The organism is Clostridium subterminale (assembly GCF_039521425.1).
GTDB classification, from domain to species: Bacteria; Bacillota; Clostridia; order Clostridiales; family Clostridiaceae; genus Clostridium_J; species Clostridium_J subterminale.
This window is the reverse complement of sequence record NZ_BAAACI010000007.1, coordinates 164,789-177,470: the sequence shown is the minus strand read 5'-3', so window position 1 is coordinate 177,470 and position 12,682 is coordinate 164,789. Positions and strand designations below refer to the sequence as shown.

Genomic DNA, 12,682 nt, shown 5'->3' with positions numbered 1-12,682 from the left:
TTTAGTATACGAATATTTACATAAAGATAGTGGTTTAGTAGGATTCGCTTTAAATGGTACAGAATATTTCTATATTAGAAATGCACAAAGTGATATTATAGGTATACTAGATTCCGATGGAACTCAAATTGTTTCTTACACCTATGACACTTGGGGTAAGCTAATATCTGTGAATTAAAAAGGAAACTCCTTTTCATATACATTCAAATGAGTAAGTTCCACTAACCAAATTAAAATTTGGAGTGTCACTTAAAGGCATTAGGAGAAAAGAATCCATATAGATATAGAGGATACAGATATGATACGGAGACTGGATATTACTATTTACAATCAAGATATTATAATCATGAGTGGGGAAGATTCTTGAATGTGGATGGGTTAGTATCTACAGGACAAGGAATGTTATCAAGTAACATGTTTGCTTATTGTTTAAATAGTCCTGTAAATAGAAGAGATGATAATGGATTAAGTTCCAGTTGTATTACAGAAGGAGTTAGTGGAGGTAGTTATACATCGACTCCATCAAATAGTGGAGATGTAGAAAGATCTTATTTTTCAATACCTAATTTAATAGGTTCAATAGCAGGAACAGTTTTATGAGCAGTAGAAAACGTAACAAGAAGTTGTAAGTCATATTTATATAATGGTAGTATTAGACTGTATCCTGCATCAAGTATAATGCAAAAAATTAAACCATATGTAGCGGCAGCAAAAAAGTTATCAGCTATGATAGCATCATCATCGGTAGGTTTAGATATTGCTTCTACATGGGATTCTAATATGTCTTTAGAAAAAAAGGCATATAAAACAGAAATACAAGTATTGGGGGTAGGAGCTGCGTATTTAGTAGATAAATATATAACTGGACCATTGGTTGCAGCGGGAATGGCTACTGGACCGATTCCAGGTACTCTTAGTGTGGTAGGGGCACTTGGTATAGATTATGTTGCATGTACAGCAATTAATTATGATCAGAACATATTGTATAGAAAACTTGGATTGGAGTAGATAATTTTATGATTTATAGATGTAAAAAAATCGTTATGTTTATTGGCTTAGTAAGCATATTAGGGGTTTTGTGGATTAGCTGGAATGATAAAGAAATTGCGTATAAGATATTTGGTACAATAGTGGCTTTTATAGCATCAGTTCAATATGTATTTGCGTTATTTGAATATTTTACTATAGAGGATGACAAAATTACCCGTGTGCGTAAATTTGGAACTAAAAAAGAAGTAATGTATTGGAAAGATGTAACTATAGTTACAGTACTTCCATATAAATTATTCAAAGGGATAATACTGAGGTCTAATGAGTTAGAGGCTTATGATATGGTTATTAGTGATACAATAAAAGGATATAAGGATATAGTAAGAATCGTATATGAAAGAACAAAGTATAATCCTGATGTTTTTATAGATATAAGAATAAAGGAATTACTGGATAAATGGAATAAATAATAAAGGTGCAAAGAAATTAAAAATTATCATTATGGTAGGTGATTCATATGAGAGATAAGATGAGGTATATTTATTGATAATCTATACGTAGGTGGAATGGGACTTATATCATTAATGATTGCAATACCTATAATGATTAAAATTACGCCAAAATTGAAAGATAAATATTGTTCTTAAAAGTATCATAATTTTAAAGTATATCCCTACAAAATAACATTAAGTTTATTTCATAAAATTAAGACTATAAATGGAACTTAGCATTATAATTAAATATCAAAGTAAGATTAAAAAATAAATAATATATAACATAAAGGTAAAGAAAATAGAAAATTCTATAAGCTTTACCTTTATTATTTTTATATTTTTTAAGATTATAATATGTATATAGAAAAATAGGTAATTATTTATATATAGAAATATCTAACTATATACATATAAAACTAGGATAATATTTAACTATAAAAATATATAACTATTTAACTAGTTATTGTATCCATGCGGGTTTCAGAGATTTTGATGCTAGGATAGTATGATTAAAACTATATAAAAATATAAACATAGTATAACTTGAAATTATTTAACTTAGAAGATATAATAAGTATGAACAAAATTAGTGAGACAGTTCGTAAGCCTCCTGTCTTTAAATAAAACTACGGCATTGAAATCTTTTAATTAGGTCCTAAAGAAAAGTTTGGGATTTTATTTATGTGCAAAGATTACAAGGCTGTCATTTGGGTGACGGCCTTTATTTTTCTATAAGGTATATGAAAATATATATTATAGGAGTATATATTTTAATCACCAATAAGTATGTGATGAGATTCTTTGAGACAAAGAGAAAGAAAATGCTGAGTTAAAGATAGGTGCGGAGCTAGTGAGGTGACATAGCTAGACTCATTATTTTATTAGTAGGTTTGTATGGGGTTAAATAGGGCAATATATGAATCTAGTAAGGCTAAGAGCTTACACTATTAAAAAATGAGGAGGGTATTATATTTATGAATACTAGCAACAATACTAAAAAATTATTAAAGATGGCTCTAATCATAGCTGCCTATGTAGCAGTTACTGCTGTTATCGCACCCTTTGCCTTTGGAAATATTCAATTTAGAGTATCAGAGGTAATGGTACTTTTGGCATTTATAGACCCACTATATATTCCAGCATTAACTATAGGATGTGCCATTTCAAATTTTCTACTTAGCCCTATGGCAATAGTAGATATGATATTTGGAAGCTTAGCTAGTTTAATAGCTTTAGTTTTAATTTGGCAAACTAAGAAGCTTTTAACTAAAAAAGAAGGCTATAATAAAACACTTGTACTATTTATAGCATCTTTATGGGCAACTATATCAAATGCTTTAATTATAGGAGCAGAACTTTATTACATGTTAAATTTACCGTTTTGGCTTTCTGCATTACAAGTTGCCATAGGAGAATTTGTGGTAGTTTCCATTATAGGAGTTTTAGTTTTTAAATTTATTATTGAAAATGAGAATTTAAGTGATAAGTTAAAGCTTAATTAGGATAATATATAATAAACAGAGTTCTTTGCTTCAGAGGGAGTTTTTACTCCCACTGAAGGTTACTAACAGAGTTCTTAGTATCAGTATTTTCGATACTTAGAACTCGTTGTCCTTTAGGGTAAATCGTTATCCAGGGACGTAGCAGCTCTTTACTCCAACTTTAAAGAAGATGGGAGTATTAGAGCTGGTAGTCATCGGATAAATATTAAGAATTTGAGAAACATATATTATTATAATGATGTAAAAAACCTAAGTATATCTATGCTTAGGTTTCTTTGTGTGAAGGTAAAGTTTTTAGAAACGTAAGGATTTTGTAACCAAATATTAAATTCATTGTATTACAATGATTAGGTAAGATAAATATTAGACAAAAGAGGAAGATATCATGAAAAAAAGAAGTTTTCGAATTATGACACTCATAGGAATAATAATAGTAATGATAATAGCAGCAATAGGTATACATACCTTTATAGATAATAAAAAAGTTCGTATGAATGAAAAGCAAAGGGTACTTTTAGGGAGAAAGCACTTGAATGAGTTAGAGCAGGCTGATTTAAGTGTAATAGAAGCGAAAATTGAAAAGCATCATACGCCTGAGGTTGTTGTAGAGGATAAAGAAATTGATTTTTATAAGTTCTATGAAAATACAGTATTTATGGGAGATTCTATCACCGAAGGTCTTATGGAGATGGAGCTCGTGAATCAATATAACGTAATAAGTAACAAGGGAGACACTGTAGTTAAAGGAAGACAAAACATAGATAAAGTTGTATCTTTGCAGCCCAAAAATGTAGTACTTTTATACGGTATGAATGATGTAATAGAATTTGATGGAGGTGGACCTGGGGGGCCAGACAAGTTTAAATCTCATTACATAGAGTTCATAAATGATATTAAGACAAAACTACCTAATACTAATATATACATACAAGCCCCACTACCAGTTATGGATAGGGCTAAAGAAACTAATGGAAGGCTTACTAATGCTAATTTAGATGAGTTTAGAAAACTAGCTCATGAAGTAAGTGAAGAAACGGGAGTTAATTATGTAAATATAGATATATTGGTGAGAGATAAAGATGAATTATATGAGGCTGATGGAGTTCACTTTAAATATGATTTTTATTTGAAATGGTTAACTTATTTACAACAAGGGATTACATCAAATAATTAGGAGATAAATATGAAAAAATATAAAAATTATTATTACATATTGATAGCAACGGTATTGATTACATTTATAGCCCTTTATCAAGTTCTTAAAGTTAAGGATGCAGATATGGATAGCTTAAGGAAGAGTCTTTCACAGGTTATAGATGGTGAACATATGGATGTAGGTGATAGTTCAAAACTAAGAAAATTATATTATATTAACAAAAATGAAGTAGAAGATTTTATTTTATATGCACCTAAAAGCAATATGGATGCTAATGAAGTCCTTGTATTGAAAGCAAAGAGTGAAGAAGATATAGAGCAATTAAAAGTTAAAGTTGAAGGAAGGATAAAAAAACAGTCCGATAGTTTTAAGAGCTATAGACCGGAAGAATATGACATAATAAGTAATCGTGTATTAGATGTAAAAGGAAAGTACTTAATATTGATCATTTCAAGAGATTCGGCGACCATAGAAGCAGCAATAAATAAGGAGTTTAAGTAGTAACTATATTTTAATTGGAGTGATTAATTTGGTTTTTAGTAGTTTGATATTTTTATTTATGTTTTTACCAATTACCTTAATAATTTATTATATATGTCCTAGGAAATTTAAAAATCTAGTAATTCTTATAATGAGCTTGATTTTTTATGCTTGGGGAGAACCCGTATATATTTTCTTGATGATAGGTTCCATATTAATTGATTATATAGGTGGTCTTATGATAGAGGCTAGTAAAGAAGATAGTGAAAAAAGAACAGCTATATTTATTACAGTAATTGTGTTAAATTTAAGTTTTTTATTTTTCTTTAAGTATTATGGGTTTCTAATTGATAATATTAATGAAATTTTAGGTGTTAATTTACAGATAAGAAATCTACCCTTACCACTGGGAATATCCTTTTATACCTTTCAGCTTATATCCTATGTAGCAGATGTATATATGGGAAAGGTGGTTGCACAAAAAAACATTATAAATTTTGGTGCATATATTACCATGTTTCCTCAGCTAGTAGCTGGACCAATTGTTCAATATAATGATGTAGAAGATCAACTTAATAATAGAATTGAGTCTGTAGATAAATTTGGAGAAGGAGTAGAAAGATTTATTAGAGGGATAGGTAAGAAAGTTCTTATTGCTAATAATATAGGAATGATTTGGACTTCTATTAAGGGAATACCTGTTGGAGAATTATCTGTATTATCATCTTGGATAGGGATAATTGCCTTTACACTACAAATATATTTTGATTTTAGTGGTTACTCTGATATGGCAATAGGCCTAGGAAAGATGTTTGGATTTGAATTTCTAGAAAACTTTGATCATCCCTATATGTCTAAGAGTATTAGTGAGTTTTGGAGAAGATGGCACATATCTCTAGGCTCATGGTTTAGGGACTATATATATATTCCCCTAGGAGGGAATAGAAGAGGCCAGGCTGTACAGTTTAGAAATTTACTTATAGTATGGTTTGCTACAGGATTATGGCATGGAGCTAGTTGGAACTTTGTAATTTGGGGTCTATATTTTGGAATATTTATATTCCTTGAAAAATTATTTTTAGGAAAAGTTCTTAATAAAGTACCTAGTGCTGTTGCTCATGTATATACCTTAGTTTTAGTAATTATAAGCTGGGTATTCTTTGATACAGCCAAGGTTAGTGATGCACTAAGTTATATAAAGATTATGTTTGGAATAGGAGAAAATATATTTATAGATAACATGGCTAAATATACCTTGAAAACTAATCTAATAATTTTAGTAATAGCTATTATTTGCTCTACGCCTTTAATTAAAAATTTGATTATACATTTGAAAAAGAAGTATAAGTTAAAGGGAGTATTTATAGTAGTAGCTATAAATATGTTAGTTTTAATTATATCTGTGGTTTATTTAGTTAGTGAAAGTTATAATCCTTTCCTATATTTTAGATTTTAAAGAAAGCAGAGTGAGAGAAATGGATAAAAGTAACAAGGTAAATAAAAGGTTAATGGCAGTAGTATTTCTCTTATTTATAGCTATAATGTCTGTAAGTAATATATTAAGAAGAGAAAAAGCATTTTCAGAAGAAGAAAATAGAAATCTAACTAGTAGACCAGAGTTTTCTATAAGTAGTCTTCTTAGTGGTGAATATATTAAAAAATATGAAAGCTATATATCGGACCAATTTCCTGGAAGAGGTTTCTTTGTAAATACTAAGGCTAAGGTAGATAAATTAATGGGTAAAAGTGAAAGTAATGATGTATTTATAGGAAAGGATAGTCAGCTAATAGAGGACTTTGAGGAAAGGTCTAAAGAAGAAACGGATGAGAAGGTTTTAGCTGTCAATGAATTTGTAAAGAAGCATGAAAATATAAATACAAATTTTATGTTGATACCAACAGCAGCGGAGATTTTAAAGGAAAAACTACCTAAATATGCGCCAGTGGATAGTCAGTTGGAATATATGAAGTATATACAAGGTAAGTTAAGTTCTAATATTAAATTTATAAATCCATATGATGCTCTCCTTAATAATAAGGATAAATATCTATACTATAGGACAGACCATCACTGGACTAGCCAAGGGGCTTACATTGCCTACGTGGAATTCTGTAAAGCTGTAGGTCTAGAGCCTAAAAAGGAAGAAGAATTTGATATAGAATTAGTTGCTAATGATTTTTATGGGAGCTTAACTTCAAAGATAGGAGATAAGAGAGGAAAGCCAGATTATATAAATGTATACATACCTAAAGAAAATGGAGAAATTGTGGTTAATTATATAAGTGAGCAAAAGAGAACTACTAGCTTATATAGCAGTGAGAATTTAGATAAAAAGGATAAGTATGAAGTATTTACAGGGGGAAATCATCCACATATTAATATTAAATCTTTAGGAGATCCCAAGAAGAAACTATTAATAATTAAAGATTCCTATGCAAATAGTTTCCTACCTTTTTTAACTTCCCATTATGGAGAAATAGATGTGGTGGACTTGAGATATTATATGGATAATATAGAAGAGTTGATTAAATCAAAGGGGATAACAGACATGTTATTCTTATACAATGCAAATACCTTTAATTCTGATGACTCTATACTAAATCTTAATTAGATAATAAATAAGGGGCTTTCGTAAAATAAGCTAATCTAAGTAAATGCTCAAAATTTTATATAAGATTAGTGATATATTTTTCGAAAGCCTCGTTCATTTAATTAATGTTGTATATAAATTTAAATTATATTACTCAAATTTTTTGCTTCCTCTAATTATTCTAGTGATAAAAATGGCCAGTGTCCCAAATACAGCAATTAAAACTATAGGTGTAAATAAAACACTTAAAGAACTTTGAGTTGCTGAACATATTGTCATATAAGCAAAATCAGATACTAGAATTAGCTTTATTACTATAAGCATAGTTTTTAGATTAGTATATACAAAGTCTTGATTTTTTTCTGTGATTTCTACAGGAGCATTCCATACATTAGGGAAAAATGTTAGTGTTGTAAGTCCTGCATATAAAATTATTGAAATTATAGGTACTATAAGTAAGGAGCCTTTTCCACTCCAATTGTTAGCTATTCCCTTGGCATTATAATGGGAGGGTAAAGTATCCGGAATAGTGCTCCAAGAGATTATTATATATATTATAGAGCCTAGTAAAATTAATAGAGCTAGGGCTTCAAGGAATTTTTGAAATTTAGTAAAAGCGATTTTCTCTTTCATAGAATATCCTCCAAACATATAAATAATTAATAGATATTAAACTATAATATAATATTATAACAAATGTTAGATTATAACAAATACAAAATTTTTCACCTATAGTTGACATTCTAAAATCATGAACATATAATAATAGATAACAAGTGTTTTGAATAAATAATATAAATTTGAAAATACTAGTTAATAGATGAAAATAAAGACTGTGATGAGAAGAGTAAATATGAGAAGTAGTTAAAGCGAATTGACGGTGGTGGAAGGTCAATACGAAGCTCTTATTGAAGAACATCTCGGAGTTTCTAACCGAAATCCTTGGAGAGTAGACTTAGACGGAATCTCACCGTTAAAAGGGAAGAGTATCAAGAGTAATCTTTGTACTTATAGAGTTGATCAATATGATAATTTGGGTGGTACCGCGGAATGTATCCTTTCGTCCCTGTTTTTTTAGGGAAGGAAAGGTTTTTTTATTGTCTTAAAATAGAATCATACTGCCTCAACAGGCAATAATTAAAACAGTATTGTAATTAAGTAATTTAAGTTTCTCAACTTTATATATAACATTATGAAAAATATGAAGAGGAAACATCAATATTAAAAATAATAAATTAGGCATGTGAAAATAAATAATAGACCAAAGATTCGAAGTCTATTTGTCACGAGACAAGGAGTTAGAATCCTGTCATAGTGGCGCTATGACAGAATTTTAACGACGCAGTATTCGTGGCAAATAGACGAGAGAACTGATCTATTATTTATTTGATAGTGCCTTAATAGAAGCGAACAGTTCAAGGCAGTGAGGGAACGAGGAGTAGAGTTTATTAAACATAAATGAACACCGCAGTGACTGAAACTAACGAAGAAATGTGAAGCTTATATAAATTTATAAAAGGAGGATTTAATTATGGAAACAATCTTAGTAAAAAGTCTTTACAGAGAAAGTGAAAAATACGCAGACAAGGATGTTTGTATTTCAGGATGGATTAGAACTTTAAGAAGTTCTAAAGCTTTTGGGTTTATAGAAGTTAATGATGGTAGCTTCTTTAAAAATGTTCAAATAGTATTTGAGGATAGTCTTGATAACTTTAAGGAAATAGAAAAGTTAAGTATTAGTTCATCAATAATAGTTGAAGGGAAGCTTGTATTAACTCCAGGAAGTAAGCAACCTTTTGAAATCAAAGCTACAAAAATAGTAGTAGAAGGTGAATCAAGTAGTGAATATCCACTTCAAAAGAAGAGACACACCTTTGAATATCTAAGAACTATAGCTCACTTAAGACCAAGAAGCAATGCTTTTTCAGCAGTATTTAGAGTACGTTCTTTAGTTGCTTATGCAATTCATAGCTTCTTTAATGAAAGAGGGTTTGTTTATACTCACACTCCAATAATTACAGGAAGTGACTGTGAAGGTGCAGGAGAAATGTTCAGAGTTACAACTATGGACCTTGAGAACATTCCAATGACTGAGGATAAGAAAATAGATTATAAAAATGACTTCTTTGGTAAGGAAACAAACCTTACAGTTAGTGGTCAGCTTGCAGCAGAAGCTTATGCTCTTGCATTTAGAAATGTTTATACATTTGGACCGACTTTCAGAGCTGAAAACTCTAACACTGCAAGACATGCTGCAGAGTTCTGGATGGTAGAGCCAGAAATAGCTTTTGCAGACCTTAAGGATGACATGACATTAGCAGAGGATATGATAAAATATATCATAAACTATGTTCTTGAAAATGCTCCAGAAGAAATGGAATTCTTCAACAGCTTTGTAGATAAAGGATTACTTGAAAGATTAAATCACGTAGCAACTTCAGACTTTGGTCATGTAACTTATACAGAAGCTGTAGAATTATTAAAGAAAGCAGATAAAGAGTTCCAGTACCCAGTAGAATGGGGTTGTGACCTTCAAACAGAGCATGAGAGATATCTTACTGAGGAAGTATACAAAAGACCAGTATTCGTTACTGACTATCCAAAGGAAATCAAAGCTTTCTATATGAGAATGAACGATGACAACAAAACTGTAGCAGCTATGGACTTATTAGTTCCTGGTATAGGAGAAATCATCGGAGGAAGCCAAAGGGAAGAAAGATACGATCTTCTTGTAGATAGAATCAATGAATTAGGATTAAACCCAGAGGACTACTGGTGGTACCTAGAATTAAGAAAATTCGGTGGCACAAAACACGCTGGATTTGGTCTAGGTTTTGAAAGAATGATAATGTACGTAACTGGAATGAGCAACATCAGAGACGTAATACCATTCCCAAGAACAACAGGAACTGCAGAGTTCTAGGAGAAAATTAATAAAATAAACAAGTATGAGGGTAAAACGAGAGTTTTACCCTTTTTGTTATATGTTTAAGATTACAAATAAAACTACTATTTTAATAATAGTATTTATTAAAAATAACCTATATTATTATATAAGTAGTAATTATTTTAAGTTTAAAATAAAAATGTCAGAATTGTAAGTTGTCAATCGTTATATTTAGTAAGAGTACTCTTAGGCATCTGAAAATAAATAATAAGCCAAAGATGGGAAGTATATTTTGAGTTAGACAAGGAAACAGGTTCTGCAGATAGTAGCACTATCTAAGGGTTCTGTTGACGCAGTATAAACAGAGTTCTTTGCTTCAGATGGGGTTTTTACTCCCACTGAAGCTTACTAACAGAATTCTTAGTATCAGTATTTTTGATACTTAGAAGTCGTTGTCCTTTAGGGGAAATTGTTATCTAGGGACGTAGCCGCTCTTTACTCCCACTTTGAAGAAGATGGGAGTATTAGAGCGGGTAGGCATCAGATAACACAAAATAGACGAGCATTCTGACTTATTTATTTTTTGAAGGTGCCTTAAACAGCAAGGAGTGATTAAGTGGAGATTTCATCGGATGAAAATTTTCAAAATAATATGCTAGCACAACTTTATGATGTCTATGAAAATAAGATGTATAGTATTGCATACTCAATTTTAAATAATGTAGAACAAGCAGAGGATGCAGTTCATGATGCATTCATAAAGCTAATTCCACATCTTTCAGCTATTCAAAAAATAGAAAGTGTAAATACAAAGCGATTAGTTGTATATACAATAAAAAATATTGCCATCGATTTATACCGTAGAAATAGAAAAGAAACTCAACTATTTACTAAAGGGGTAGAAGAAAAAGTGACAAGTGAAAATCAAAAGGGGGTTCCTTCTGTAAAAACAGTGGAAGATAGACATATGATTACACAATTACTTTCTAAATTACCATCAAAACACCGTGAAATAATTCAGTATCGTTGCTTTTATGAACTTAGCTATAGGGAAATATCATCGTTATTAAACATCAGTGAAGATGTTGCAGCTAAAAGGTATGAACGTGCCAGAAAGATGGTAAAAGAAATGATGGGAGATGAGTTGTATGGATAATAAAACTGATCTTGATAAATTGATGTATCTTTTAGGGCAAGAAAATGCTGTAGAAGAGTTAAATCGCACTACGGAACCCCATGTATTTTCGGAAAAATATAAAAGTGAAAGAATGAAAATCATTAATAATCAAGATTCTTTTCAAAGTATTAATAAAAAGGGGAAAAAAATTATGAAGAAAAAGATAATAGTACTTATTGCAGCTATTACGGCTACTTTAGCAATATCTGCAACAGCCTATGGTGCGGTTAGACATTATTTAGTTACAACAAGTAAGAATGAAGAGACAGGAACACTTACTTGTGATATTCAAACAGAAGCTGCTTCTACTAAAGTACCTGCAATGAAGGTGGTCCCTGGGTACCTTCCTGAAGGATATATAGAGACTGAAAATGCTCTTGGAAAATATCATCCTAATGGTGACCATAGTGTAGGTGGAATAACTATTTGTCCACCTGTCTATACAACGCATTTTGAGGAAATTTACGTAAGTGATGTAGAAGAAACTACCCTTGGAGGCGTAAAGGCGCAAATTCTTACAAGAGAAGGACTGGAGTATAACCATATTATCAATATGTTTTATGAAGAGGGTGGTTATGTCGTTACAATTTATGGCGCTAACAATACTTCTTTAGAAGAACTTAAAAAAGTAGCAGAAAATATTAAATGTGAAGAGATTCCTGGAGAATTTATAGAGGTTCCTGCTTTTTCAAAAGAGTTAAAAGATATTGTAGATAATAAAGACAATGATAAAGAAGTGATAGAATATGTAGAACCTGCAATTACAACTGATCATTTATTTAATATTGGTGAAGAAATAAGTGATGAAGGGTTCCCTAATCAAAACCCAACTTTTACTGTAAATAACATTGAAGTATTGGATAAGTTACCTGAAGTAGATAAAAATAAGTTCTCCGATTATAATAAGTATCTTGAATTTATAAATGAAGATGGAACTCTAAAGGATTATGAAAGAACTAATGTTGAGTGGTGGGAAAATAATAAAATGAATACTGTTACTGAAACAGTAGGAATGAAGTATGTTTATGTGACTCTAACTATGAAGAATCCTTTTGATAAAGAGCTAAAAGATATAAATATTTATCCAAGAATTGGGTTTAAGAAGAAAGCATCAAATGGTGCTCTCGGATCTCTAGGTGATTATTGGGGAAATGGTAATGAACTTCAAATGGATAATGCACCAATATACTTTGATCAATCAGATTATGGAGGAGGACACTTTTACTTCTGTGATTTTGCACCAAATGAAACAAAAGAAGCTCATTTAATTTACGCAGTAGATGAAGATAAAATTGACAATGCTTACATTAATTTTGACCAAAGTGGAACTACATCTTTTGTTGGAAGGTACATTAAAGTAACTAAATAAAAAATTAAAGGTCTATCTCAAAATTTTATTTTGAGA

12 protein-coding genes and 1 other annotated feature are annotated in these 12,682 nt (G+C 30.4%); of the genes, 11 read left to right on the top strand and 1 reads right to left on the bottom strand.

The features are described from left to right. Window positions 1-237: 237 nt before the first annotated feature. The 8 genes from ABDZ93_RS14530 to ABDZ93_RS14495 all read left to right on the top strand — a co-directional run bounded on the left by ABDZ93_RS14530 (window position 238) and on the right by ABDZ93_RS14495 (window position 7,234). Window positions 238-600 (top strand): RHS repeat-associated core domain-containing protein, encoded by a 363-nt coding sequence (locus ABDZ93_RS14530; protein WP_343827168.1) that lies wholly within the window; start codon window positions 238-240, stop codon window positions 598-600. A gap of 78 nt (window positions 601-678) precedes the next feature. Next, window positions 679-1,008: a hypothetical protein gene (locus ABDZ93_RS14525; protein WP_343827167.1), complete on the top strand. Its 330-nt coding sequence runs from the start codon at window positions 679-681 to the stop codon at window positions 1,006-1,008. Between the two features lie 8 nt (window positions 1,009-1,016). Next, a complete protein-coding gene (locus ABDZ93_RS14520) occupies window positions 1,017-1,460 on the top strand; it encodes a hypothetical protein (protein WP_343827166.1) in 444 nt (147 codons plus the stop codon). Window positions 1,461-2,458: 998 nt separating this feature from the next. After that, on the top strand, window positions 2,459-2,986 hold the full coding sequence (locus tag ABDZ93_RS14515) for a QueT transporter family protein (protein WP_343827165.1): 528 nt from the start codon (window positions 2,459-2,461) through the stop codon (window positions 2,984-2,986). A gap of 385 nt (window positions 2,987-3,371) precedes the next feature. Next, window positions 3,372-4,160, top strand: a complete 789-nt coding sequence (locus ABDZ93_RS14510) for a GDSL-type esterase/lipase family protein (protein ID WP_343827164.1) — start codon at window positions 3,372-3,374, stop codon at window positions 4,158-4,160. A gap of 9 nt (window positions 4,161-4,169) precedes the next feature. After that, window positions 4,170-4,643 (top strand): DUF4358 domain-containing protein, encoded by a 474-nt coding sequence (locus tag ABDZ93_RS14505; protein ID WP_343827163.1) that lies wholly within the window; start codon window positions 4,170-4,172, stop codon window positions 4,641-4,643. Window positions 4,644-4,671: 28 nt separating this feature from the next. Further along, the gene (locus ABDZ93_RS14500) at window positions 4,672-6,078 is read left to right on the top strand and encodes an MBOAT family O-acyltransferase (protein ID WP_343827162.1); all 1,407 of its coding nucleotides are present in this window, start codon (window positions 4,672-4,674) and stop codon (window positions 6,076-6,078) included. A gap of 19 nt (window positions 6,079-6,097) precedes the next feature. Continuing rightward, window positions 6,098-7,234, top strand: coding sequence for a DHHW family protein (locus tag ABDZ93_RS14495; protein ID WP_343827161.1), 1,137 nt, complete (start codon window positions 6,098-6,100; stop codon window positions 7,232-7,234). A 129-nt stretch (window positions 7,235-7,363) separates the two neighbouring features. On the opposite strand, the gene ABDZ93_RS14490 is transcribed toward ABDZ93_RS14495, so the two are convergent. Beyond that, window positions 7,364-7,846 carry a DUF1648 domain-containing protein gene (locus ABDZ93_RS14490; RefSeq protein WP_343827160.1) on the bottom strand — a complete coding sequence of 161 codons (483 nt, stop codon included), beginning with the start codon at window positions 7,844-7,846 and terminating at the stop codon, window positions 7,364-7,366. A 193-nt stretch (window positions 7,847-8,039) separates the two neighbouring features. Next, window positions 8,040-8,284 (top strand) — a binding site (T-box leader). Window positions 8,285-8,744: 460 nt separating this feature from the next. Here ABDZ93_RS14490 and asnS point away from each other — a divergent pair. The 3 genes from asnS (at window position 8,745) to ABDZ93_RS14475 (ending at window position 12,646) form a co-directional block, all read left to right on the top strand. After that, complete coding sequence (asnS, locus tag ABDZ93_RS14485; protein ID WP_343827158.1) at window positions 8,745-10,136, top strand: asparagine--tRNA ligase; 1,392 nt, start codon at window positions 8,745-8,747, stop codon at window positions 10,134-10,136. A gap of 580 nt (window positions 10,137-10,716) precedes the next feature. Next, the gene (locus ABDZ93_RS14480) at window positions 10,717-11,256 is read left to right on the top strand and encodes an RNA polymerase sigma factor (protein WP_343827157.1); all 540 of its coding nucleotides are present in this window, start codon (window positions 10,717-10,719) and stop codon (window positions 11,254-11,256) included. Then, window positions 11,249-12,646: a DUF4367 domain-containing protein gene (locus tag ABDZ93_RS14475; RefSeq protein WP_343827156.1), complete on the top strand. Its 1,398-nt coding sequence runs from the start codon at window positions 11,249-11,251 to the stop codon at window positions 12,644-12,646. Before ABDZ93_RS14480 ends, ABDZ93_RS14475 begins: the two co-directional genes overlap by 8 nt. Window positions 12,647-12,682: the final 36 nt, after the last annotated feature.